Source organism: Arthrobacter sp. 01T414 (assembly GCF_056398965.1).
Map to the genome: position 1 here is coordinate 519415 of NZ_JBFTQK010000001.1, position 24653 is coordinate 544067.

Below are 24653 nucleotides of genomic sequence, written 5' to 3' on the forward strand. Positions count from 1 at the left end.
AACGCGAACGGTACAAGAGTCATCCCATGGACAACCAGGAGGCCCGCGCAGAGCCCGGAGCGGACGCGGCGGCGGGGCACCCTGATCCCGCCTTTCCCCTTTTCCATCCGAGGCCGGCGCGTGGCTGGATCAACGACCCGAACGGACTGTGCTACTTCGACGGGCACTTCCACGTGTTCTTCCAGTACAACCCCGAGTCGGCGCGGCACCACCGGATCTGCTGGGGGCATATGAGCTCCCCGGACCTGCTCCACTGGGAACTGCATTCCGTGGCGCTGCGGCCCCAGCCCGGGGGACCGGATGCGCTGGGCTGCTGGAGCGGCGTCGTCACGGTCGACGGCGGTGTCCCCACCGCTGCCTACTCCGGCGTCTCCGCCCCGGACGGACAGTCCCAAGTGGTGTTGGCGACGGGATCCCGCGGGCTGACCGAGTGGCAGCAGGAAGGGCTGGTGGCGGCGCCGGTGCCTGCGGACCCCAGCGTCACCGCCGTCCGCGACCCGTACCTCTTCACCTTCCGCGGACAGCGGTATGCCCTCCAGGGGGCGGGGCTGGCATCGGGGCACGCGGCCGTGCTGCTCTACCGCGCGGACCAGCTGAGCCACTGGCGCTACGAGGGCATTTGGTTCACGAGCGAGGATGCCCTGGCGGCCAGGCACCTGCCGGCAGAAATCTGGGAGTGCCCGCAACTGGTCCGGGTGCCGGACTCCTCCGGGGCAGAGACGTGGCTGCTGATGGCCTCCCTCTGGCTCTCGTCCGACTATCACCACCACCCCAACGGCGTGGGCTACCTACTGGGCTCGCTTGCCGAGGACGCCACCACCGGCCTGCCCGTGTTCACCCCGGAGGCAGGCGGCAAAGCCGACCTGGGCCCGGACTTCTACGCCCCTCAGATCCTGTCCCTGCCGGACCGAGCCTTGCTCTGGGGCTGGGCAAACGAGGTTCCGGACCGGGACGGCAGCGCCGGCCGCGACGAGGCGGCCACGGACGCCGCGGGCTGGGCCGGGGTGCTGACCTTTCCGCGGCAACTTGCCGTGCACGGCGGAATCCTCGCCGTCGAACCGGCACCGGAGCTGCGCGGCTACCGCGGGCGGCAACGCGCCAGCGGCGCCGGGGGGACCGTGCACCTGTCCGCGCAGGCCGAGGCAGTGGTCACGGGCGGGGAGGGCCGGATCCGTCTTCTTCTGGCCTCGGAGGCCGGAACCCGGACGATATTCTCGGACACTGTGGCCGGCGGGGACGAGCTGCGGATCTTCGTGGACGGTTCGATCGTGGAGGTCTACCGCCACGGTTCCGTTCCGGCCACGGTGCGTGCCTATCCCGCGCTGGGCGAGGAATGGCGGCTCGAGCTGCCGCATGGAGCGTCCGCGGACGTCTGGGACCTGGAGCAGCCCCGGGCCACGTAGCAAGCTGCCGTCGGGCCGCGGGTAGAGTGCCGCGGGTAGAGTACAGCCATGCCCACCTCTCCCGATCTCCCCGCCGCTTCCGGCCTGAATCCCGGCGGCGTCGAAGAGCTCCTGGATCTTGCCCGGCTGGTGAGCCTGCCCATGCGGGTGAAATTCCGCGGCATCACGCAGCGCGAGGCCCTGCTGCTGCGCGGCCCGCTCGGGTGGGGGGAGTTCTGCCCGTTCCCCGAGTACGGCGACGCCGAGGCCTCCCGCTGGCTCCATGCCGCCCTAGAAGCCGGCTGGCACGGCTTCCCGGACCCCCTGAGGGAAAGCATCCCGGTCAACGCCACCGTTCCCGCGGTTGGCCCGGGCCGGGTACCGGAGATCCTGGCCCGCTTCGGCCGGGTGGACGCCGTCAAGGTCAAGGTGGCCGAGCCCGGACAGACGCTCGACGACGACGCCGCCCGGGTGGCCGCGGTCCGCGCCGCACTGCCGGACGCCGCGATCCGGGTCGACGCGAACGGCGGCTGGGATGTGCCGGCGGCCGTCGAAGCCCTGACGCGGCTGGCCGCCGTCGGACTGGAATACGCCGAACAGCCGGTGCCGGATATCGCCGGTCTGGCGGAGGTACGCCGCCGGCTCCGGGCCGCCGGCGTTCCGGTGCTGATCGCCGCGGACGAGAGCGTGCGCAAGGAAGAGGACCCGCTCAAGGTGGCGCGTGCCGGCGCCGCGGACCTGGTTGTGGTGAAGGTCGCGCCACTCGGGGGAGTGCGGCGCGCCCTCGACATCGTGGCCCGGGCCGGGCTGCCCGCCGTCGTCAGCTCCGCGCTGGACACCTCCGTGGGGATCCGCGCCGGGCTGGCGCTCGCCGCCGCCCTGCCCGAGCTGCCCTACGCATGCGGGCTCGGGACGGTGTCGCTGCTCGCCGCCGATGTCACCCGTGACGCGCTCGTTCCCGACGACGGCGCCATCCGGCTGCGCGACGTCGCGGTGGATCCGGACCTGCTAGCGGAATATGCCGCGCCCCCGGAGCGCAGGGACTGGTGGCTGGACCGGCTCCGGCGTGTGTACGCCGTCCTGGCAGCGTCGACTGCTCCGTAACGGCCCTTTTGAACGCTGAAAACGGCGTTTGCGGAGCAACGGATCCGGGTTTCAGCGGGAATGGTTGAGCGGCAAGTGGTTCGGCGGGAATTGAGAGCGTTCACCCGATTTTCATCTGGGGGACCGCTCCGCGTTGTCCGCCGCTGGCAGGGTGACGGGGACGCATCCCTCTGCCCTGGAAGGTCCCACCCATGTCTGTCTCCTCCGGACGCAAGTTCGCCCTGCTGCCCATGTTGGGCCACACCAAAGGCAAGCGCAGTCCCGTAACGTGCGCGCTCAAGTGCGACAACGCCTGCTCGGGCGAGGTCTGCAACAGCAGCTCCAACGACTACTTCCGCGACATCGCCTCCGCAACGATGTCCCGCCGCTCCGCCCTCGGGTTCGGCGCCGCCGGCGCGCTCGCCGTCGTCTTCGGCAACGCGGTCACCTCCGCGGAACCGGCAACCGCCGCCGCCGGCCCCGGCCTGGCCGCCGCAGCGAAGAAGGGCTTCGGAAAGTCAAAGCTGCAGTTCACCGCCATTGCCCCGGTCGACGCCGCCGTCGACGCGTTCACCGTCCCGGCCGGCTTCAGCTGGCAGCCGATCATCCGCTGGGGCGACCCGCTTTTCAACGACTCGCCCGCCTTCGACGTGGACCGCCAGAGCGCCGCGGCACAGGCCCGGCAGTTCGGCTACAACAATGACTACACGGACATCCTGCCGCTCGACGCCAAGGGCCGCCGTGCCGTGCTCTTCACCAACCACGAGTACACCAACGAGAACATCATGCTCCCGGCCGGCTTCGACGCCGCGGAGACCCGGGCCATCGGCCGCGCCGCCCACGGTCTCACCGTCGTCGAGCTGGAGCGCAAGAACAAGAACCAGCCCTGGCGCTACGTCAAGGGCGCGCCGCTGAACCGCCGCTTCCTGAGCGACACCAGCTACGAACTCACCGGCCCAGCCGCCGGCTCCGCCCTGGTCAGCACCATTGCCGACCCGGCCGGACGGACCATCAAGGGCACCCTGGGCAACTGCTCCGGCGGCACCACCCCCTGGGGCACCATCCTCTCCGGCGAGGAGAACTTCAACGGCTACTTCGTGTCCGCCGGAACGTCCGCCGAGGACAAGCGCTACGGCCTCACCAGTAAACCCACGGCCCGCCAGTGGGAGCTCGACGACCCCCGCTTCGATACCCGCAACCCGGGTTATGCCAACGAGAGCAACCGGTTCGGCTGGATCGTAGAAGTGGACCCGCAGGATCCGACGTCGACGCCGAAGAAGCACTCCGCGATGGGCCGTTTCAAGCACGAGGGCGCCAACGTCATCGTGGCCGCCTCCGGGCACGTCGTCGCCTACATGGGGGACGACGAGCGCTTCGACTACCTCTACAAGTTCGTTTCCAAGGACAAGTACCGGCCCGGGACGACGGCGGCCGACCGCCGGCACAACATGTCGCTGCTCTCCGCGGGAGACCTCTTCGTGGCCAAGTTCAGCGGCGACTCCCCGGCGGCCGAGATCGACGGCTCCGGAAAGCTGCCGTCCGACGGCGCCTTCGACGGGGCCGGCGAATGGCTCCCGCTGGTGGTGAGCGGCAAGTCCATGGTGCCCGGCATGTCGGTCGAGGAAGTCCTGGTCTACACCCGCCTCGCCGCGGACAAGGTCGGCCCCACCAAGATGGACCGCTGCGAGGACGTCCAGCCGAGCCTGCACACCGGCAAGGTCTACGTGGCCTGCACCAACAACACGGACCGCGGCAAGACCGGCAAGGAGGGCGCCATCGAGGTCAACCCGCGCACGCTGAACCGTGACGGGCACATCGTGGAAATCACCGAGACCGGGGACCAGACCTCCACGAAGTTCAACTGGAACCTGCTGATGGTCTGCGGCGATCCGGCCAAGAACACCTCCGCGTACTTCGCCGGCTTCCCGGCCAGCCAGGTCTCGCCGATCTCCTGCCCGGACAACCTGGCCTTCGACTCGGTGGGCAACCTGTGGATCTCCACCGACGGCGCGCCCTCGACCACCGGGTACGCCGACGGGCTCTTCAAGGTCACGCTGGCCGGACCGGAGCGAGGCCGCGTGGAGCAGTTCCTTGCCGTGCCGCGCGACGCCGAGACCTGCGGCCCTATCGTCCACGACGAGGAACGGCACGTCTTCGTCGCCGTGCAGCACCCCGGTGAGGAGGGCTCGTTCGAGGCCCAGCACTCGGCCTTCCCGGACTACGTCGCCGCCGGCGCTGCGCCGAAGGCCGGCCAGGCCCGCGTTCCGCGGCCGTCCGTGGTCCAGGTCTTCCGCACCGACGCCTGACGCACCCCCTCCCTCCCTCTCTCCCGACGCCCCCTCAGATCCGGCGGGTTCCGGGGTGACGCTCCCTCACGTTTGGCGGGTTTTTGGGTGACGCTCCCTCACGTCTGGCGGGTTTTTGGGTGACGCTCCCTCACGTCTGGCTCTTCGGTGGCCGGATGTGAGGGAGCGTTGGGGGTGGGGTGGCCGGATGTGAGGGAGCGTTTGCGTTTGTTCTGCCGGATGTGAGGGAGCGTCCGGGGGTGTGCGGAACTGATAATTTGAACAGTGTGAATAATCCGGCCGAATTGGTTGTCCCCAGAGTCCAGGCAGCTATTGCCCACGCGTTCGGCGAGGAGTTCCGCGAGACGGATCCGGTGATCCGGCCCTCCCAATTCGCGGACATCCAGATCAACGCCGCGATGGCCCTCGCCAGGAAGGTCGGCCTGCCGCCGCGCGACGCCGCCGCCCGGATCGTGGAGGCCCTGGACCTCGACGGGGTCTGCAGCCTCGTGGAGATCTCCGGCCCCGGCTTCATCAACCTCACCTTCGACGGCACCTGGATTGAGGAACTGCTCAACGCTCCGGTGCCCGCCGGCGGAAGCGAGCGGCCGACGCCGCTGCACCGCGTCGTCGTCGACTATTCCTCCCCGAACGTGGCCAAGGAAATGCACGTCGGGCACCTGCGTACCACCGTGGTGGGGGACAGCATCGTGCGCGTGCTCGAGGCGCTCGGCCACACCGTGATCCGGCAGAACCACATCGGCGACTGGGGCACCCCGTTCGGCATGCTGATCGAACACTGGCTCGAGGTGGGGGAGGACTCACCCGAGGCCGCCCTGCTGGTCGATGACCCGAGCGCGTTCTACCAGGCCGCGCGGGCGAAGTTCGACGCCTCGGCCGCGGACCCGGACGGCTTCGCCACCCGCGCCCGGCTCCGCGTGGTGGCCCTGCAGGGCGGGGACCCGGAAACATTCGCCGTCTGGCAGCGGCTCGTGGCGCAGTCGAAGCGCTACTTCAACGCGATCTACGCGATGCTCGGCATCAGCCTCACCGACGACCACATCGCCGGCGAGAGCTCCTACGACGCGCATCTGGCACAGCTGTGCCAGGAACTCGAAGAGCGCGGCATCGCCCGGATCAGCGAGGGCGCGCTCTGCACCTTCCCCGCCGGCTTCACCGGACGCGACGGCGACCCCTTGCCGCTGATCATCCGGAAGTCCGACGGCGGCTACGGCTACGGCACCACCGACCTCGCGACCATCCGCTACCGGGTCCGCGAACTCGAGGCGGACCGGGTGCTGTACGTCGTGGGCGCCCCGCAGAATGTGCACCTGCGCATGGTGATGGCGACGGCCCGCGACGCCGGCTGGCTGCCTGACACGGTCGAGGCCACCCACGTCCAGATCGGCAATGTGCTCGGCGAGGACGGCAAGATCCTCAAGTCCCGCGCCGGCAACCCGGTCAAGCTGATGGCGCTGCTGCAGGAGGCCGTGGACCGGGCCCGCGCCGTCATTGACGCCAGCCGTCCCGAACTCAGCGAGGCCGAGCGGGCGGTCACGGCCCGGCAGGTGGGCATCGGCGCCGTCAAGTACGCGGACCTCTCCACCGGCCATGACACCGAGTACGTCTTCGACTTCGACCGGATGCTCGCGCTGACCGGCAACACCGGCCCGTATGTCCAGTACGCCGCCGCCCGGATCCGCTCAATCCTGCGAAAGGCGGGGGTGCTGGAGCAGCATCTGGCGGGCAGCGGCGCAAGCGCCACCACCGGAACCGGCGCCACCACCAGCGCGCCCGCGCCAGCCCCCGCGGCGACCGTCGCCGTCGTCGAGCCCGCCGAACGCGCGCTGGCCCTGCACCTGCTCGAATACGACGCCACGCTGCAGAAAGTCGGCGAGCTGCTCGAACCGCACCGGCTGTGCGCCTACCTGTTCGAGCTCGCGCAGCTGTTCACTTCCTTCTACGACCAGTGCCCCGTGCTCAAGGCCGATGAGACGGTCCGGGAATCGCGGCTGGCCCTGTGCGGGCTGGTCCTGCGGCGCCTCTCCAGCGGCCTGGACCTGCTGGGCATCGAGACGCCGGAGAACATGTGAGCCCGGCCGGGGACCCGGACGTTCCTGCCCACGGCGGCCTTGGCGCCGTTGAGGCCGCACGGATGGCCGTCGCGGCCTTGATCGGCTCCGGCGTGCGCTACGTCGTGGTGGCGCCGGGGTCCCGTTCGGCGCCGATGGCCTACGCCCTTGCCGAGGCCGACGCCGCCGGCCGGGTGGAGTTGCTGGTCCGGATCGACGAACGCGACGCCGGGTTCACCGCGCTGGGTCTGGCCCTGGCCACCGGCGCTCCCGCGGCCGTGCTGACCACCTCGGGCACCGCCGTCGGGAACCTGATGCCGGCCGTGATGGAGGCCAATCATGCGGCCGTGCCGCTCGTGGTCCTCTCGGCCGACCGGCCCGAGGAGCTCCGCGGCACCGGGGCCAACCAGACCACCGTGCAGCCGGACCTCTTCGGCGAGCATGTCCGCTTCGCCGCCGACGTGCCTGCGGGCGACAACCCGCTCCGCGCCGTCGAGACCGCCCTGAGCGCTGCCACCGGCGCCTTCGCGGACATCCCTCCCGGGCCGGTGCAGCTCAACCTCGCGTTCCGCGACCCTCTCATCCCGGCGCCCGGCGACGGACTGGGCGAAGCCTCCGGCCGCCGGGTTTACCAGGCCGCGCGGCATCCCCTCGCCCTGGACTTCCCGGCAGCGTCCGCGGCGCTGCCGGAGCGGCGCACCGTGGTCCTGGCCGGGCACGACGCCGGCCCGGTCGCCGAGGCATTCGCCCGCGCGCACGGCCTGCCGCTGCTCGCCGAGCCCTCCTCCAACGCCAGGTTCGGCCCGAACGCGGTGGGGCCTTACCGGCTGCTGCTGGAGCACTTCGGCCCGGAATCCAGCCAGCCGATCGAACGCGTGGTGCTGTTCGGCCGCCCGACGCTGTCCCGGCCGGTGTCCGCCCTGCTGGCCCGCGCCGATGTCCCGTCCGCGCTCTACCAGCCGGTTCCGGTGGCCTGGTACGAGCCCGGCCGCCGCACGGAACTGCCGCTGGAGACCCTCGCGGACTTGGCCGACTTCGCCGGCCGGGGCCCGGCCGCCTGGCTCGACGCGTGGCTGCTGGCCGGCGCCGCCGCGCAGCACGCCCTGGACCTGGTGCTTGCCGGATCCGCCGCAACCGGTCCCGCCGTCGGCGCACTGGTCTGGGAACACGTCCGCGGTCAGCTCGTCCTGGGTTCCTCCAACGGGATCCGCGACGTCGACCTTGCCGGAGCTCCACAGCAGGAGCCACAGGCCACCGTCTTCGCCAACCGAGGCCTCGCCGGGATCGACGGCACCCTCGCGACAGCCACCGGCATCGCGGCCGGCGGCCGGCAGGAAACCACCGTGCTGCTGGGCGATGTGACCTTCCTGCACGACGCCGGCGGCCTGCTGCTGGGCGCGGGGGAGACCGTGCCGGACCTGCGGATCGTGGTCCTGAACGACGCCGGCGGGGCCATCTTCGGGCTCCTTGAGCACGGCGCCGTCGAGCAGTCGGGCCGCTACGGCACCGCCGTCGAGCGCCTCTTCGGCACCCCGCACACGGTGGACATTGCCGCCCTCGCCGCCGCGTACGGCGTCGCACATCGCGCGGTGACCACGACGGCTGACCTCGCCGCGGTGCTGGCCGAGCCCGTGGCGGGCCGCAGCATCATTGAAGTGCGCACCGATCGCCGCGGCCTCCGCGAGCTGCATGGGCGCATCCGTACGGCCGTGAACGCCGCGGTAACCGGGGTCCTGGGCGCGTAGTTTGCCGCCACGAAGAAGGACAGCCGCTACGTGGGACCACGTAGCGGCTGTCCAAAATCGGCGCAGGAATTGAACCCGGCTACAGCACCCGGCTCAGGAACTCCTTGGTGCGGGCGTGCTGCGGGTTGGACAGCACCTCGCGCGGGTCGCCTGATTCGACGACGACGCCGCCGTCCATGAACGTCAGCCGGTCGCCGACCTCGCGGGCGAAACCAATTTCGTGGGTCACCACGATCATGGTCATGCCGGATTTCGCAAGGTCCTTCATGACGTTCAGGACGTCGCCCACCAGCTCCGGATCCAAGGCAGAGGTGGGCTCGTCGAAGAGCATCAGTTCGGGCTCCATGGCCAGGGCGCGCGCGATCGCCACCCGCTGCTGCTGTCCGCCGGACAACTGCGAGGGGTAGTGGCCGGCCCGGTCCGCGAGACCCACCCGCTCCAGCAGCTCGTATGCCCGCTTCCGGGCAGCTTCCTTCGACTGGCCCTTGACCTGGACCGGTGCTTCCATGATGTTCTGCAGCGCGGTCTTGTGCGGGAACAGGTTGAAGCGCTGGAAGACCATGCCGATTTCGCGGCGCTGGGCAGCGATTTCCTTGGTCTTCAAGTCGTGCAACCGGCCATTGACCTCTCGGTAGCCGATCAGGTCGCCGCCCACGGAGATCCGGCCGGCGCTAATGGTTTCCAGCAAGTTGACGCAGCGCAGCATGGTTGATTTGCCGGACCCGGACGGTCCGATCACGACGGAGACTTCGCCCTGGTTGACCGTCAGGTCGATGCCGCGCAGCACGTGGTGCTGGCCGTAGAACTTGTGCAGGCCTTCGATCTTGACCAGCGGCTTTTCTGCGGTGATCGTCATCGTGCACTCTCCTCGGGGAAGTCCGTCTCAATCGAGCGCTTGACATCGGCGCCGCCGCCAGCGGCCTTGACAGCGCCGGGGTTTACCGTTGCCGGAGCCAGGTTGTCCACGCCCTTGCCGTAGTACGCCTCGACGTAGTGCTGGCCGACCATCAGGATGCTAGTGACCAGCAGGTACCAGAAAGCGGCCACGATCAAGAGCGGGATGGGGAGGTAGATCCGGTTTGCTAGGGCGTTGGTGGCGAAGGTCAGGTCCAGGGTGAACGGCACAGCCAGGACCAGTGAGGTGGTCTTGAGCATGCCGATGGTTTCGTTGCCTGTGGGAGGCACGATAATCCGCATGGCCTGTGGCAGGATGATCCGCCACATGATTTTGCCCTTGGACATTCCGAGTGCCTCGGCCGCCTCCGTCTGGCCCTTGTCCACGGACTTCAGGCCGGCCCGGAAGATCTCTGCCAGGTAGGCTGACTCGTTCAGGCCGAGGCCGAGGATTGCCGGGATCAGCCCCTTGCTGGGATCCGACAACGCATACCTGAACAGCTCCGGCCCGAACGGGATGCCCAGCGTGATGGCCGGGTAGAGCACTGTTACGAGCCCCCAGAACAGCAGCTGGGTGTACACCGGGGTGCCGCGGAAGAACCAGACCCAGAGCCAGGCGGTGTAGCGCAGGACCGGGTTGTCCGACTGCCGCATGACAGCCAGCAGGATGGCCAGGACAATGGCCAGGACCATGGACGTGACCGTCAGGAGCAGGGTCCAGCCAACGCCTTGGACCACTTTCACGTCCAGGATGTAGGTTGCGACGACGTCCCAGCGGAAGTTGGGGTTCGTGAAGGCGCTCTGCACCAGAAGCAGCAGGGCGCCGCCGATGATCACGGCGCTGATCCAGCGGCCGGGGTGCCGCACCGGGACGGCCTTATTCAGGACCGGTGCGGTGCTGTCCTGCTGGGATTTCATCGCTGCGCTTGACGAGTGGTCGGTGTCGGGCAGACTCAAGAGCCGGCCGCCGGGTTGACCTCGGACTTGCTGATGGCACCGTCAGCGGCGCCCCAGCTCTCAAGAATCTTCTTGTAGGAGCCGTCAGCCATCAGCTTGGTCATGGTCTTCTGGATCAGCTCGGCCAGCGCGGTGTCGGACTTGGCCACGGCGATGCCCTGGGGTGCGGCATCGTAGACGTCGCCCAGCTTTTCCAACTGACCGTTGGTCTGGGTGATGGCGTAACCGGTGATCGGGGAATCCGCCGCCATGGCGTCGATGCTTCCGTTGACCAGGCGGGTGGTGATGTCGGTCTGGTTCTTGAGCGTTACGACGTCGATCGGCTTTTTGCCGGCGGCCGTGCACTTCTTGTTGCGGCCCGAGACGTCCGGATCCTCCTGGATGGTGCCGGTCTGCACGCCGACGGACTTACCGCACAGGTCATCGAGGGAGACCTTCTTCGGGTTGCCCTTCTGGACTGCCCACGCGGTGCCGGCCTGGTAGTAGCTGACCAGGTTGACTGCACCCAGGCGCTCTTTGTTGATGGTGAAGGAGGAGATGCCGAGGTCGTACTTCGGGCCAAGCGCCGGGAGGATGCCGGTGAATTCCGCTGTCTGGACCTGGACCTTCAGCCCGAGGGTCGCACCGATCGCCTTGGCGATGTCGACGTCGTAGCCCACCGGGGTCTGGCCGTCGGTGCCGAGGGACTCAGCCGGGGCGTAGCTGGTGTCCGAGCCGACAGTCAGGGTTCCCTTGGACTTGATGGCCGCCGGGACCATGGCCGCCAGGGAGTCGTCCTTCTGCACCGTCGCGGGGTCGAAGCTCGCGGACGCGGCGCCGGAAGGCGCGGGCGCGCCGCCGGTACCCGTCTCGGAGGCGTTGGTGCAGCCCGAGAGGGCGAGGGCGCCGATGGCAAGGACGGTAGCGGCCGTGAGCTTAGGGCCGCTCAGGAGCGAACGGGAGATCTGCATTTTTCTTACCTTTTGTTGCAGGGGATGCGAAAACTAAGTCGGTTTATAGTGTATCGCCGAACAAGAGATGTACGTCACAGAAAACTTAGTTTCACTATTGGATAACTAAAGGGCGTCGAAATGCAAGGTTACCGGCGGGGTGCTTGTCTGTAATCCCGGATTTGGCGGACGCGCCACAGACGCCACAGACGCCTGCAAAGCCTGTCGTTAGCCGGGGAGTCAGCCGGTCGTGACCGGGAGTTAGCTGCTGATCCCGAGGGATTCCAGCATGGGGCGGAACTTGGCCCAGGTTTCCGCCAGTTCGGCCTCGGGCACGGAACCCTCGACGACGCCGCAGCCGGCGTAGAGCCGGACGTTGTCCGGGCCCTCGATGACCGCCCCGCGCAGGGCGATGCCCCACTCACCGTTGCCGGCGGCGTCGAGCCAGCCGACCGGCCCCGCGTACGGGCCGCGGTCCAGGTGCTCGAGCTTGCGGATGAGGGCGCCGGCCACGGTGGTGGGGGTGCCGCAGACCGCCGCCGTGGGGTGCAGGGCGTTGATCAGCGCCAGGCAGGTGGGGACGTGCCCCTCCACCTCGGTCAGTTCGGCTTTGACGTCGGAGGCCAGGTGCCAGACGTTCGGCAGTTCCAGGATGAACGGCTCGCTGTGGGCGTTCATGGCCTCGGAGAAGGGCGCCAGCTGGGTGGTGAGGGATGCGATGGCGATGTCATGCTCATGCCGCTGCTTCTCGGAGCCGGCCAGTACGCGCTCGGCGAACTCCAGCGGCGAGCCGGCCATTCCCTCGGCGTCGCGGCGGTCCAGGGTGCCGGCCAGGACGCGGGCCTGCGCCGTGCGGCCCTCCACCTGGATCAGCATTTCCGGGGTGGAGCCCACCAGCCCGTCGACGCCGTAGGTCCAGCACTCGCGGTACCGGACGGCGAGCTGGCGGAGGATTTCGGCGGCGTTCACGCCGTCGGGGAGGGTGGCGACAATGTCGCGGGCCAATACGAGCTTTTCCAGCGCCCCGGTGCGGATCTCGGCGACGCCCTCAGCGACTGCCGCCATCCACTCCGCCTCGCTGAGCGAGCCGGTGCTCAGTTTGGCTTCCCGCGCGGACGGCCGTGCCGGTGCACCGGGCGCGTCCAGCCAGCGGCGCAGGGCGGCGCGGGCGCCCGCCTCGGTGAGCTCGCCGTCGTCGAACGTGAGCTGGGTGAGCCAGGCGTTGCCGTCGCGCAGGCCCACCACGATTTCGGGGACGATCAGCCGGGAGGAGTGCTCTGAAACCTTGGAGAAGGCGAAGGAGCCAAAGGCCACCGGTCCCGTGCCCGGGCCGCCGACGGCGTCGTCGATCTCCGCTTCCAGCACCAGGTGCCGCCACCAGATGTCCGCCTCGAGGAACCGTTCGGGGCCGGTGGCGGTGAACCTTGCCACCTCGCCGAAACCGACCAGCCCGGCCTCCCGCCGCGTCCAGCAGAGCACGTCGTCACGGACCAGAAACGATGGCAGCCCCCCGGGGAATGAATCTGCATCGAGGGGGACTGTCAGAGTCCTGATAATTCTGCTAAGGGGCGCGCTCGTCATGATGAGACAACACTACTCCCGCCGCGCGCCGCGCCCCGGCCGGGCCGGTGGTTAGGGGGTGCGTCGAAGATTTGAGACAATAACGGGGTGAACCGAGCATCCTTGGATAAGCGTCCGGACGAAGTGGCCACGATGTTTGACGACGTCGCCCCCAAATACGACGTCGTCAATGACGTCCTGTCGATGGGACAGACGCGCCGCTGGCGCCGGATCGTGGTCGAGGCCATGGATGTGAAGGCCGGCCAGCGCGTGCTGGACCTGGCCGCCGGGACCGGCACGTCCAGCGAGCCCTATGCCGACGCCGGCATCGACGTCATCGCCTGCGACTTCTCCCTCGGCATGCTCAAGGTCGGCAAGCGCCGCCGCCCGGACATCGATTTCATCGCCGGGGATGCCACCCGCCTGCCCTTCGCGGACAACAGCTTCGACGCCAGCACGATCTCCTTCGGCCTGCGCAACGTCAACGAGCCGAAGAAGGCCCTCGCCGAGATGCTCCGGGTCACCAAGCCCGGCGGCCGGCTGGTCATCGCCGAGTTCTCCCAGCCCGTGGTGCCGCTCTGGCGCACCATGTACACCGAGTACCTGATGCGCGCGCTGCCCGCGATCGCCGTCAAGGTCTCCTCCAACCCGGACGCCTACGTCTACCTCGCCGAGTCCATCCGCGCCTGGCCGGACCAGGACCACCTTGCCGCCTGGCTGCAGGAAGCCGGCTGGGAGTCCGTGACGTACCGCAACCTCAGCGGCGGAATTGTTGCCGTCCACCGCGCCCAGAAGCCTGCCGGCCCCGGAACCGACCCGGCCGCGGGTGCGAAGGCGCTGGCAAACCACACCGGACCCGTGGCCAAGCTGCGCCGCAACATCACCCGGCCCGAACGTTAGCTGACAGCTGCCGTGAAAGTACTGATCGTCGGGGCTGGTCCGGCAGGATCCACCGCCGCGTTCTACCTTGCCCAGGCCGGCCTCGATGTCACGGTCCTGGAGAAGACGAGCTTTCCGCGTGAAAAGGTCTGCGGCGACGGACTCACCCCGCGCGCGGTCCGCGAGATCCAGAAGCTCGGCCTGCCGCACCCGGAATCCGAGGGGTGGCGGCGGAACAAGGGCCTGCGGCTCATCGCCGGGGGCCGCACCATTGAACTGCCCTGGCCCGAGGTCTCCGACTTCCCGCAGTACGGCCTGATCCGCACCCGCCTCGGCTTCGACGAGGAACTGGCCCGGCATGCCCAGTCCGCGGGCGCCGTCGTCCTGGAACGCCACAGCGTCACCGAGGCGCTCCGCTCCGAGGACGGCCGCGTCACCGGCGTCCGGGCCGCGCTGCTGGACGACACCGGCCGCAAGACCGGCGAAACGCGGGACTTCGACGCCGACGTCGTCCTCGCCGCCGACGGGAACTCCACCCGCACCGCCGTGTCGCTCGGCATCCAGAAGCGCGACGACCGGCCGCTGGGTGTGGCCGTGCGCACCTACTTCACCAGCCCGCGGCACGACGACGACTGGATGGAAGGCTGGCTGGAGCTCCCCGGTAAGGACGGCAGGCTGCTGCCCGGCTATGGCTGGGTGTTCGGCGTCGGCGACGGCACCTCGAATGTGGGCCTGGGCATCCTGAACTCCTCCAAGGAGTTCGGCAAGCTCGACTACAAACAGGTCCTGCGCGAATGGACCGCCGGGATGCCCGCCGAGTGGGGCTTCGCGCCGGAAAACCAGGTTGGCGAGATCCGTGGCGCAGCGCTGCCGATGGGCTTCAACCGCACCCCGCACTACTCACCGGGCGTGCTCCTGCTCGGCGACGCCGGGGGGATGGTTTCCCCGTTCAACGGCGAGGGCATCTCCTACGCCATGGAATCCGCGCGCTTCGCCGCCGAGTTCATCATCGACACCGCGGCGCGTTCGGCCTCGGCCGCCTGGAGCGGGGCCGACGCCGATGCCCACCTGGCCGGCTATGCGGACTATGTGCGGGACCAGTGGGGTTCGCACTTCACGCTGGGCCGGGCCTTCGCGGCGCTGATCGGCAAGCCGGCCGTGATGAAACTGGCCCTGCGGACGGGCATGCCCATCCCCGTGCTGATGAAGTTCGTCGTCCGGCTGCTGGCGAACCTGACCGACCCTTCAGCCAAGGGGACCGAGGACCGGATGATCCGCGTCCTCGAGGCCCTAGTCCCGGCGACATCCAACAACCGGCCCGTTACAGACTCAAATCCGCGGATTCCGCAACAAAAAGTTAGGGTTAACCCGTGACCAACTCTGCAGACCAAAGCTGGACGCACGCCGGACACGGCCTGCCGAGCGCCGAACCCAGTCTCAACACCACCGCCATCGCCACCGGCCTGCAACTGCCGGCGGGCTTCGCCGCGATTGCCGGCGACCCGGAACTCGGCCCGGCCATCACCACCAACCTCGCGCGCGTGGAAAAGAAGCTGCGCGAGGCCATCGCCAACTCGGATCCGCTGGCGGACGCGACCTCCCGCCACCTCGTGGAGGCCGGCGGCAAGCGCATCCGGCCGCTGCTGACCCTGCTCTGCGCACACCTCGGCGACGCCTCACTTCCGGCCGTCGTGCAGGCCGCCGTCGTCGTTGAACTGACGCACCTGGCCACGCTGTACCACGACGACGTGATGGACTCGGCCCCGTTCCGACGCGGCGCCCCCACCGCACACGAGGTCTGGGGCAACTCCGTAGCAGTTCTGACCGGTGACCTCATCTTCGCCCGCGCCTCGATCCTGGTCTCCGAGCTCGGTTCCCGCGCGCTCGGCATCCAGGCCCGCACCTTCGAACGGCTCTGCCTGGGCCAGCTGCACGAGACCGTCGGCCCGCGGCCGGACGAGGACCCGGTGGCGCACTACCTCTCCGTCATCGCGGACAAAACCGGCTCCCTGGTGGCAGCTTCCGGCCAGCTCGGCGCCATCTTCGCCAACGCCGACCCGGCTTATGAGTCGCTGCTGGTCGAATACGGCGAGAAGGTGGGCGTCGCCTTCCAGCTCGCCGACGACGTCATCGACGTCACGGGCGTCAAGGTCAAGTCCGGCAAGTCGCCCGGCACCGACCTGCGCGAAGGCGTGCCCACGCTGCCGGTGCTGCTGTTGCGCAAGGCAGCGGACGACGGCGACCACTCCGCCGTCGAGCTGTTGCAGCTCATCGACGGCGACCTGAGCTCCGATGAAGCCCTCGCCGCCGCCGTCGCCGGCCTGCGCGAACACCCCGTCACCGCCGAATCGTGGACCGTGGCCCGCGCCTGGGCCGACGAGGCCATTGCCGCCCTGGCGCCGCTGCCCGAAGGCGTGGTCAAGGATTCGCTGACCAGCTTCGCGCACGCCGTGGTGGACCGCAGCAGCTAGGGTCCGCCGGCGGAACCTGCCGCCTCGTCCCGGTGCCTGGACTTAAACGGAATGGCCCCGGTTCCTCACAACGTTACGAGTCGTCCGTTGTGCGGAACCGGGGCCATTTCTCCGTTCGCATCAGATCCACCGGAGGCATTTGGTGAACCCATGAACAACAATATGACAGGTGTGTCACATTGTCTAGTGGATCTGTAAATTGATTGTCACGGGTTTTGCGGTTGGTGGGCGGCGGACTTTCCCCGCTTATCGTCGCCGGGGGCGTCGGACGACCGGCGAGTCGTGCCGACCCGCCGTCGGGCACCTCCGAACCCGGGGAGAATCCGCCCCGGACTTGTCCACATAGGACCCGGAAGGCCGCCGTGCAATGGGCGCGGGCGGGTCCACTTGAGGCGTGGATGTCACGACGTACATGAAATTTGCCGGCTCCGTTGCGCGGACCGGAACGTTGCTTCAGGCAGGATTCCGGGAACGGGGCATCCTCAACTCGCTTGCCTCGGGGGAGCTCATGCGGCTGCGGCACGGTGTCGTTGCGTTGCCGGGCGCGGCGCCGGACCTGGTGGCCGCGGTTTTGAACAACGGGGTGCTCACCTGTGTCTCGGCGGCTGGCCACCACAGGCTTTGGAGACTCCACGAACCGGAGCGGCTGCACCTCCTGTGCCGCCACGGTTCGGCGTCGGGTGTGATCATCCACCGCGGGAGCCTGGTCCCGCCCGAATTCCCGAGGCCCGTGGCGGGGCTGACGGATACGCTGCTGCACGCCCTCCGATGCCGGCCGCCCGTGGAATCCGCCGTCATGGTGGAAAGCGCGCTGCTGCAGGGACGCACCACGCTCGACTACCTTCGGCGGCGTCTTCCGGGCAACCGCAACGGCTCAGCCCGGGCGGTGCTGGACCTGGTGGACGGTTCGGCAGGATCCGCGATCGAGGTGGTAGCCAGGATCTTGTTCCGAAGTGAGGGGATCTTCACGCAGACCCAGGTGGACCTACCCGGCATCGGGATCGTGGATTTCCTGCTGGAGGGGTTCCTCATCGTGGAGATCGACGGCGGCACACACTTGGAGCCCGCGCAGGTAAAGAAAGACCGCCGACGGAACAACGCCAGCACCCTGACCGGGTACGCGGTGCTGCGCTATGGCTACCAGGACGTCGTTTTCAACCCGGAGAAGATCGTCGCGGAGGTCTGGCAGGTGCTGCGGGGCAGGGTCGTCCGCTGAATCTCCCCATGTTTGGGCAGCCTGGCCCGGGATGGACCGGCGGTTCTGCACAACACGCCGGCAGTCCGGCTCAAACCTGGGGAAACCCCGCAGCCACGAAGGCCCACCCCGGCAACGGGTGCCTAGTCTTCGTCCTCGTCGTTGAAGGCCCACTCGAACATGTCGAAGACGAATTCGGAGAACGTGCCTTCCTCGCTCTTCCACTGGCCGCGGGCGTTGTTGCGGCGGTACACGATCGGGTCCGGGATGCCGAGGTCGCCCACGCGGAAGCCCCACGTGAACTGCTCTTCCTCGTCCTCGAGGAACATCAGGAAGCCTTCGTCGTCGACCTCAAGCTCCTCGGGGTCCCAGAAGTAGTGGTAGGCCTCCATGAGGTCCTCGCAGCCGCCAAGGGCCAGATAGAACTCCCGCAGGACCAGCGGGACCTGGAATTGATGCTCGGCCAGGGCTGCATCCAGCTCCTCCGCCGGCAACCCGTCCTCTTCCTGCCATTCGTCTTCGAGATACTTCGGAACAAGCGCACGGAACTTCTCGAGGAACATGTCAGTCATGCTCTTATCCTAGCTAATCCGAGGGGCCGGTTTCGGCCGCGTCCGCGCCCCGCCGGTGCCAGCCGCGGACCGCCAGCGGCGCGTACCAATGGCGCCGCCAGGCGGTGACGCGGAACGCGAAAACTATGGCCGCCACGGCGCTGGCCGTCAATGCCGTGAACACCCCGGTGACGGACAGCACCACCGTCAACGTTGCCCCCGCGAACGCGGGCAGGGCGTAGATGTCCTTGGGGTTGAAGAGCTGCGGCACCTCATTGGCGGTGATGTCCCGCAGCAGGCCGCCGCCCACCGCCGTCGTGACGCCCAGAAGAACCGCCGCCACCGGATGCATCCCGGCGGCGAGGGCCTTCAGGCTGCCCGTGATGCAGAACAGGGCGAGGCCGCCGGCGTCGAAGAGGACTAGCAGCGAGGTGAAGCGCTGGACACTCGAGAAGAGGAAATACACCAGCACCGTGGCGAGCAGCGGTGGAACGAGGTACGCCGGGTTGGTGAAGGCCGCCGGTGGTCCCGAGTGGATGATGATGTCGCGGATGACGCCGCCGCCCAGGCTCACCACCGAGGCCAGCAGCAGGGACCCCACAATGTCGAACTGCTTCCGCGCCGCGAGCAGCGAGCCGGAGACCGCGAAGAAGAAGACGCCGGCGAGGTCCAGCCAGACCATAACGAGGCTGAAGGAGAAAGTCATGGGGCGTCCCGGTCGGTTGCAGGGGGCGGATAGGGCGGCTCCAAGGTTACGCTAACGCCTATGAATAGCCCCATCCTGATCGCCTGCGCCCACGGCACCTCCAGCCCACAGGGGGCCGCGGAAGTCAATGCCCTGCGGGCCGGGATCGCCGCGCTGCGTCCCGGGCTCGACGTCCGCGAAGCCTACGTCGATGTTCAGGACCCGGATCTGCCGGCTGTGGTGGCGGGGCTCCCGGCGGGGGAGGCCGCCGTCGTCGTGCCGCTGCTGCTCAGCGTCGGGTACCACGTGAAGGTGGACATCGCCCGGGCCGTGGCCAGCCGGCCCGGCACCCTCGCCGCGGCGCCGCTGGGACCGGACCCGCGCCTCGCTGCCCTGCTGGACCAGCGGCTCCGAGAGGCCGGCGTGACCGACAACGACGCCGTAATCCTCGCCGCCGCAGGGTCCTCCGACGCCACCGCCGCGGAAAACGTGGAGGAGCTCGCGGGCCAGCTGCGCGCGCTCCGTTCCAACCGGATCGTGGCAGCCTACGGCGCCTCGGCGACCCCGTCGGTGCCCGAGGCCGTGGCCATGCTCCGCGAGGAAGCCGCGGGAGGCGCCGGCGCAGGGCTCTCGGCCGGGGCGGTGGACCTGGGCGGCCGCGTGGTCATCGCCTCCTATCTGCTGGCCCCGGGCTTCTTCCACGACCAGCTCGCCAAGGCCGGCGCGGACCTGGTCACCGCGCCGCTGCTGCCCTCCCCGGTCCTCGCCGAGATCGCACTCGCGCGGTACGACGAGGCAGTTGCCCGCGGCGCTTCATGACGAAATATTGCCCAAGGTGACCCCGCGTTTCTGACCCTTTGTGGCGCCATTCCGGCCACCCCTACAGTCGATCCATGACTGATACAGCTCTAGCCGGAGCGTCCCCGGACCAGGCTGCCAAAGGCCGCGCCAAACGACCCTCCCGCCCCGCCGCCAAGCCGCACGGGCAGTGGAAGGTAGACGGTACCGAGCCGCTGAACGCCAACGAAACCTGGAAACAGGAAGACAACGGCCTGAACGTCCGCGAGCGTATCGAGTCGGTCTACGCCAAGCACGGCTTCGACTCGATCGACGGCACGGACCTGCACGGCCGCTTCCGCTGGTGGGGCCTCTACACCCAGCGCAAGCCAGGGATCGACGGCGGCAAGACCGCCACCCTGGAGCCGCACGAACTCGAAGACAAATACTTCATGCTCCGCGTCAGGATCGACGGCGGAGCCCTCACCACCGAACAGCTGCGCGTCATCGGCCGGATCTCCGTGGACTTCGCCCGCGGCTCCGCCGACCTCACCGACCGGCAGAACATCCAGCTGCACTGGATCCGCGTCGAGGACGTCCCTGAAATCTGGCGCCGCCTCGAAGCCGTGGGACTGTCCACCACCGAGGCCTGCGGCGACGTGCCCCGCGTGATCCTCGGCTCCCCGGTGGCCGGCATCGCCAAGGACGAGATCATCGACCCCACGCCGCTGATCCAGGAACTCGCCGAGCGGTTCATCGGCGATCCGGAACTGGCCAACCTGCCGCGCAAATTCAAGACCGCCATCACCGGCCACCCCAGCCAAGACGTGGTCCATGAGATCAACGACGTCGCCCTGGTGGGCCTGGTCCACCCCGAACTCGGCCCCGGCTACGACCTCTGGGTGGGCGGCGCCCTCTCCACCAACCCGATGCTCGGCAAACGGCTCGGCGCCTTCGTCCGGCCGGAGCAGGCCGCCGACGTCTGGCTCGGCGTCACCAGCATCTTCCGCGACTACGGCTACCGGCGGATGCGCACCAAGGCCCGGCTGAAGTTCCTGCTGGCCGACTGGGGGCCGGAGAAGTTCCGCCAGGTCCTCGAGGACGAATACCTCGGCTACAAGCTCAGCGACGGCCCGGCCGCCCCGAAACCGGCCACGCCCGGTGACCACATCGGCGTGCACGAACAAAAGGACGGCAGGTTCTTCATCGGCGCCACCCCGCTGGCCGGCCGGCTCTCCGGCAGCCAGCTTGTCCAGCTCGCGGACACCCTCGAGGCCCGCGGCTCGCAGCGACTGCGCACCACGCCGCACCAGAAGCTCGTGGTCCTGGACGTGCCTGCGGACGAGGTGGAACCCATCGTGGCCGAGCTCGACGCCCTGGGCCTCTCCGCGCGGCCGTCCGTGTTCCGCCGCGGCACCATCGCCTGCACCGGGATCGAGTTCTGCAAGCTCGCGATCGTGGAAACCAAGGTCACGGCCGCCACCGCCGTTGCCGAGCTCGAACGCCGCCTCGCCGACCTCGTCGAGACCCGGCAGCTCCCGCAGGCGCTGTCGCTGCACATCAACGGCTGCCCCAACTCCTGCGCCCGGATCCAGACCGCGGACATCGGCCTCAAGGGCATGATGCTTCCCACGCCCGACGGCGACCCCACCCCGGGTTTCCAGGTCCACCTGGGCGGCGGACTGGCGTCCGACAGCCGCGAGGAAGCTGGGCTGGGACGCACCGTCCGCGGCCTCAAGGTCACGGCCGGGGAGCTGCCGGACTATGTGGAGCGGGTGGTCCGGAAATTCGTCGCCAACCGCGCCGAAGACCAGACCTTCGCCGAGTGGGCCTTCGCCGCGGAAGAGGGTGACCTTCAGTGAGCAAGCACGCACTGGGAATGCAGCCCGTGGCACTCCGCTCCCACGACGAACTCCGGGCTCTCGCCGACGCCGGCGCCGCCGAGCTCGGCTGGGACGCCCCGGCCCGCGAGGTGATCGGCTGGGCGGCGCGCAACTTCGAACTCCCCGCCGTCGCCGTCGCCTGCTCCATGGCCGATGCCGTGCTGCCTGCGCTCGTCGCGGACCAGCTTCCCGGCGTCGATGTGCTGTTCCTTGAGACCGGTTACCACTTCCCGGAAACCTACGCGACGCGCGACGAGGTGGCCGCGAAGCTGCGCGTCAACGTCGTCAACGTGCTGCCGGAGAACACCGTGGAGCAGCAGGACCGGCTGCTGGGCAAGGACCTCTTCGCCCGCGACGCCGCCCAGTGCTGCGCGCTGCGCAAGGTGGCCCCGCTGCGCCGCACCCTCGCCGGCTACGAGCTGTGGTTCACCGGTGTCCGCCGCGACGAGGCCCCCACCCGCACCAACACCCCGCTGGTCAGCTGGGACGAAGCCAACGGCTTGGTGAAGGTGAACCCGGTCGCTGCCTGGACCTTCGACCAGCTGGTCCAGTACTCCGGGGACCACCTCCTCCCCGTCAACCCGCTGCTTTCACAGGGCTACCCGTCCATTGGCTGCCAGCCCTGCACTCGCAAGGTGGCGCCCGGCGACGACCCCCGCGCCGGACGCTGGGCAGGAACCGACAAGACAGAATGCGGACTACACGTATGAGCACTTTGAGCACGACGACGGTTACTTCCGCCTCCGCGGCAGATGCCGCCCCCGCCCCTGCGCGGGACGGCGATGCTGCAAGCAGCATCGCGTCCCGCTCCGACAGGCCCGATGCCACTCCCGGGGCGGCATCTGCCGCTGCGGCTCCGCGGTCGGGTCGCCTGAGCGGGGCGGCATCTGCCGCTGCGGCTCTCTTGTCGAGTCACCTTAGTTCTGGGGCTACTCGCGCGGCCCGCCTCTCAGCCCTGGACACTCTGGAATCGGAAGCGATCCATATCATCCGCGAAGTTGTTGCCGAGTTTGAGAAGCCGGCGCTGCTGTTCTCCGGCGGCAAGGATTCTGTGGTGATGCTGCACTTGGCCACCAAGGCGTTCTGGCCCGGGAAGGTGCCGTTCCCGGTGCTGCATGTGGATACCGGGCACAACTTTCCCGAGGTGATCGAGTTCCGGGACCGGACCGTGGAACGGCTGGGGCTCCGGCTCGTCGTCGGCAGCGTGCAGGAGYTCATCGATTCCGGTGAGCTGGCCGAGCGCGCGGACGGAACCCGGAACCCGCTGCAGACCGTCCCGCTGCTGGACGCGATCCAGCGCAACAAGTTCGACGCCGTCTTCGGCGGCGGCCGCCGGGACGAGGACAAGGCGCGGGCCAAGGAGCGCATCCTGAGCCTGCGCGATGAATTCGGCCAGTGGGACCCGCGGAACCAGCGCCCCGAACTGTGGAACCTCTACAACGGCCGGCACACCGTGGGCCAGCACGTCCGGGCCTTCCCCATCAGCAACTGGACCGAGCTGGACGTGTGGCGCTACATCGAGCGCGAGAACATTGAGCTGCCCGGCCTGTACTACGCCCACGAGCGGGAGGTCTTCGCCCGCGACGGCATGTGGCGCGCGGTTGGCGAGGTCTCGCAGCCCCGCGAGGACGAGCAGGTCATCACCAAGACCGTCCGTTACCGGACCGTCGGCGACATGTCCTGCACCGGCGCCGTCGAATCGGCGGCCGCCACCGTGCGCGACGTCGTGGTCGAGGTCGCCGCCTCCACCATCACCGAACGTGGCGCCACCCGGGCCGATGACCGCATCTCCGAGGCCGCCATGGAAGACCGCAAGAAGGACGGCTATTTCTAATGAGCACGGACACTTTCCTCCCCGACGCCGGGCTGGACGCGCTGCCCGCCACGCTGTTCCGCTTCGCCACCGCAGGCTCCGTCGACGACGGCAAGTCCACCCTGGTGGGCCGGCTCCTGCACGATTCGAAGGCGATCCTCGCCGACCAGCTCGACGCCGTCGCCCGCACCTCCGCGGACCGTGGCTTCGGCGGATCCGGAGCCACGGACCCCAACGGGAAACAGCGGATCGACCTCGCCCTGCTGACCGACGGGCTGCGTGCCGAGCGGGAGCAGGGCATCACCATTGACGTCGCCTACCGCTACTTCGCCACGGACCGGCGCAGCTTTATCCTCGCGGACTGCCCCGGCCACGTGCAGTACACCAAGAACACCGTCACCGGCGCGTCCACCGCGGACGCCGTCGTCGTGCTGATCGACGCCCGCAAGGGTGTCCTGGAGCAGACCCGCCGGCACCTGTCCGTGCTGCAGTTGCTGCGGGTGGCGCACGTGATCGTCGCGGTGAACAAGATCGACCTCGTGGACTTCAGCGAGGACGTGTTCCGCGCCATCGAGGCCGACGTCCAGCAGGTGGGGCGCGAGCTCGGGCTGGGTTCGGATGGCATCAGTGACCTGCTGGTAATCCCGGTCTCGGCGCTCGACGGCGACAACGTCGTGGACCGCTCCAGCCGCACGCCCTGGTACCAGGGCCCGGCGCTGTTGGAGGTCCTGGAGACGCTGCCGGCCGCCGACGAACTCGAGAGCCACCTGGAGAGTTTCCGCTTCCCGGTCCAGCTGGTCATCCGCCCGCAGGGTGCGCTGGCGCCCGACGCCGTCGCAGGCGGACTCGACGTCGAGAATTACCGTGACTACCGCGCCTACGCCGGGCAGATCACCGAGGGCACGGTGCGGCTGGGGGACAAGGTCAGCATCCTGACTCCGGGACAGGCACCCCGCACCACCACCGTCATCGGGATCGACTTTGCCGGCCGTGAACTGGCCGAAGCCGTGGCGCCGCAGTCGGTTGCGCTGCGGCTTGCGGACGAGGTCGACGTGGCCCGCGGCGACACGATCGCAGCGGCGGGGCCCGCCGGTGGCAAAATACCGGAGTCCACCGCCGACCTCTATGCGGCGCTGTGCTGGCTCTCGCCCAAACCCCTCCGCGAGGGCGCGAAGGTCCTGGTGAAGCATGGCACCAGCACCGTCCAGGCGCTGGTCCGCAACGTCAGCGGCAAACTGGACCTGGCCACCTTCCAGCTCGAAGGCGCGTCCACGCTTGGGCTCAACGACATCGGCCATGCCCAGCTGCGGCTCGCGGCCCCGCTGCCGCTGGAGAACTACCTGCACCACCGGAGGACCGGTGCGGTCCTGCTGATCGATCCGCAGGACGGCAACACCCTCGCCGCCGGGCTCGTCAGGGACCACCCCGGCGACCACGAGGACGAGCGCTACTCGATCTGAGGCTGGCTGATCCGGGCCGCCGCGTTACGGCT

Annotated in this window: 20 protein-coding genes; 14 read left to right on the forward strand and 6 right to left on the reverse strand. The window is 69.0% G+C overall.

Features of this window, described 5'->3' with window-relative positions:
- Nucleotides 1-26: 26 nt before the first annotated feature.
- The 5 genes from AC1DK9_RS02425 to menD all read left to right on the forward strand — a co-directional run bounded on the left by AC1DK9_RS02425 (nucleotide 27) and on the right by menD (nucleotide 8567).
- A complete protein-coding gene (locus AC1DK9_RS02425) occupies nucleotides 27-1403 on the forward strand; it encodes a glycoside hydrolase family 32 protein (protein WP_476914900.1) in 1377 nt (458 codons plus the stop codon).
- Between the two features lie 48 nt (nucleotides 1404-1451).
- Complete coding sequence (locus AC1DK9_RS02430) at nucleotides 1452-2486, forward strand: o-succinylbenzoate synthase (RefSeq protein ID WP_476862492.1); 1035 nt, start codon at nucleotides 1452-1454, stop codon at nucleotides 2484-2486.
- 191 nt (nucleotides 2487-2677) lie between these two features.
- A complete protein-coding gene (locus AC1DK9_RS02435) occupies nucleotides 2678-4771 on the forward strand; it encodes a PhoX family protein (protein WP_476914901.1) in 2094 nt (697 codons plus the stop codon).
- A 284-nt stretch (nucleotides 4772-5055) separates the two neighbouring features.
- Complete coding sequence (argS, locus tag AC1DK9_RS02440; RefSeq protein WP_476914902.1) at nucleotides 5056-6843, forward strand: arginine--tRNA ligase; 1788 nt, start codon at nucleotides 5056-5058, stop codon at nucleotides 6841-6843.
- Nucleotides 6844-6905: 62 nt separating this feature from the next.
- Nucleotides 6906-8567, forward strand: coding sequence for a 2-succinyl-5-enolpyruvyl-6-hydroxy-3-cyclohexene-1-carboxylic-acid synthase (gene menD / locus AC1DK9_RS02445; protein ID WP_476915233.1), 1662 nt, complete (start codon nucleotides 6906-6908; stop codon nucleotides 8565-8567).
- 79 nt (nucleotides 8568-8646) lie between these two features.
- Here menD and AC1DK9_RS02450 read toward each other — a convergent pair whose 3' ends face one another.
- The 4 genes from AC1DK9_RS02450 to AC1DK9_RS02465 all read right to left on the reverse strand — a co-directional run bounded on the left by AC1DK9_RS02450 (nucleotide 8647) and on the right by AC1DK9_RS02465 (nucleotide 12928).
- Entirely contained in the window at nucleotides 8647-9423 is a 777-nt protein-coding gene (locus tag AC1DK9_RS02450; protein WP_476862488.1) for an amino acid ABC transporter ATP-binding protein, read from the reverse strand.
- Nucleotides 9420-10379, reverse strand: a complete 960-nt coding sequence (locus tag AC1DK9_RS02455; RefSeq protein ID WP_476914903.1) for an amino acid ABC transporter permease — start codon at nucleotides 10377-10379, stop codon at nucleotides 9420-9422. Before AC1DK9_RS02455 ends, AC1DK9_RS02450 begins: the two co-directional genes overlap by 4 nt.
- Before the next feature lie 35 nt (nucleotides 10380-10414).
- Complete coding sequence (locus tag AC1DK9_RS02460) at nucleotides 10415-11368, reverse strand: ABC transporter substrate-binding protein (RefSeq protein ID WP_476862486.1); 954 nt, start codon at nucleotides 11366-11368, stop codon at nucleotides 10415-10417.
- Nucleotides 11369-11608: 240 nt separating this feature from the next.
- On the reverse strand, nucleotides 11609-12928 hold the full coding sequence (locus AC1DK9_RS02465; protein ID WP_476862485.1) for an isochorismate synthase: 1320 nt from the start codon (nucleotides 12926-12928) through the stop codon (nucleotides 11609-11611).
- An 87-nt stretch (nucleotides 12929-13015) separates the two neighbouring features.
- Between AC1DK9_RS02465 and AC1DK9_RS02470 the strand changes: the two genes are divergently transcribed.
- The 4 genes from AC1DK9_RS02470 (at nucleotide 13016) to AC1DK9_RS02485 (ending at nucleotide 17473) form a co-directional block, all read left to right on the forward strand.
- Nucleotides 13016-13807: a demethylmenaquinone methyltransferase gene (locus AC1DK9_RS02470; RefSeq protein WP_476862484.1), complete on the forward strand. Its 792-nt coding sequence runs from the start codon at nucleotides 13016-13018 to the stop codon at nucleotides 13805-13807.
- 12 nt (nucleotides 13808-13819) lie between these two features.
- Nucleotides 13820-15160 (forward strand): geranylgeranyl reductase family protein, encoded by a 1341-nt coding sequence (locus AC1DK9_RS02475; RefSeq protein ID WP_476914904.1) that lies wholly within the window; start codon nucleotides 13820-13822, stop codon nucleotides 15158-15160.
- The gene (locus tag AC1DK9_RS02480) at nucleotides 15157-16257 is read left to right on the forward strand and encodes a polyprenyl synthetase family protein (protein WP_476914905.1); all 1101 of its coding nucleotides are present in this window, start codon (nucleotides 15157-15159) and stop codon (nucleotides 16255-16257) included. The genes AC1DK9_RS02475 and AC1DK9_RS02480 overlap by 4 nt, the downstream gene beginning before the upstream one ends.
- 394 nt (nucleotides 16258-16651) lie before the next feature.
- Nucleotides 16652-17473, forward strand: a complete 822-nt coding sequence (locus AC1DK9_RS02485; RefSeq protein WP_476914906.1) for an endonuclease domain-containing protein — start codon at nucleotides 16652-16654, stop codon at nucleotides 17471-17473.
- Nucleotides 17474-17595: 122 nt separating this feature from the next.
- Here the strand turns inward: AC1DK9_RS02485 and AC1DK9_RS02490 are convergent, their stop codons facing one another.
- Together AC1DK9_RS02490 and AC1DK9_RS02495 are read right to left on the reverse strand one after the other, a co-directional pair.
- Entirely contained in the window at nucleotides 17596-18024 is a 429-nt protein-coding gene (locus AC1DK9_RS02490) for a hypothetical protein (RefSeq protein WP_476914907.1), read from the reverse strand.
- 13 nt (nucleotides 18025-18037) lie between these two features.
- The gene (locus tag AC1DK9_RS02495) at nucleotides 18038-18709 is read right to left on the reverse strand and encodes a trimeric intracellular cation channel family protein (protein WP_476914908.1); all 672 of its coding nucleotides are present in this window, start codon (nucleotides 18707-18709) and stop codon (nucleotides 18038-18040) included.
- A 60-nt stretch (nucleotides 18710-18769) separates the two neighbouring features.
- On the opposite strand from AC1DK9_RS02495, the gene AC1DK9_RS02500 reads away from it, so the two are divergent.
- The 5 genes from AC1DK9_RS02500 to AC1DK9_RS02520 all read left to right on the forward strand — a co-directional run bounded on the left by AC1DK9_RS02500 (nucleotide 18770) and on the right by AC1DK9_RS02520 (nucleotide 24621).
- Entirely contained in the window at nucleotides 18770-19507 is a 738-nt protein-coding gene (locus AC1DK9_RS02500; RefSeq protein WP_476914909.1) for a sirohydrochlorin chelatase, read from the forward strand.
- 74 nt (nucleotides 19508-19581) lie between these two features.
- Complete coding sequence (locus tag AC1DK9_RS02505) at nucleotides 19582-21327, forward strand: nitrite/sulfite reductase (RefSeq protein WP_476914910.1); 1746 nt, start codon at nucleotides 19582-19584, stop codon at nucleotides 21325-21327.
- Nucleotides 21324-22058, forward strand: coding sequence for a phosphoadenylyl-sulfate reductase (locus AC1DK9_RS02510; RefSeq protein WP_476914911.1), 735 nt, complete (start codon nucleotides 21324-21326; stop codon nucleotides 22056-22058). Before AC1DK9_RS02505 ends, AC1DK9_RS02510 begins: the two co-directional genes overlap by 4 nt.
- Nucleotides 22059-22252: 194 nt before the next feature.
- Complete coding sequence (cysD, locus tag AC1DK9_RS02515) at nucleotides 22253-23182, forward strand: sulfate adenylyltransferase subunit CysD (RefSeq protein WP_476914912.1); 930 nt, start codon at nucleotides 22253-22255, stop codon at nucleotides 23180-23182.
- Nucleotides 23182-24621, forward strand: coding sequence for a sulfate adenylyltransferase subunit 1 (locus tag AC1DK9_RS02520; protein ID WP_476914913.1), 1440 nt, complete (start codon nucleotides 23182-23184; stop codon nucleotides 24619-24621). Before cysD ends, AC1DK9_RS02520 begins: the two co-directional genes overlap by 1 nt.
- Nucleotides 24622-24653 lie beyond the last annotated feature (32 nt).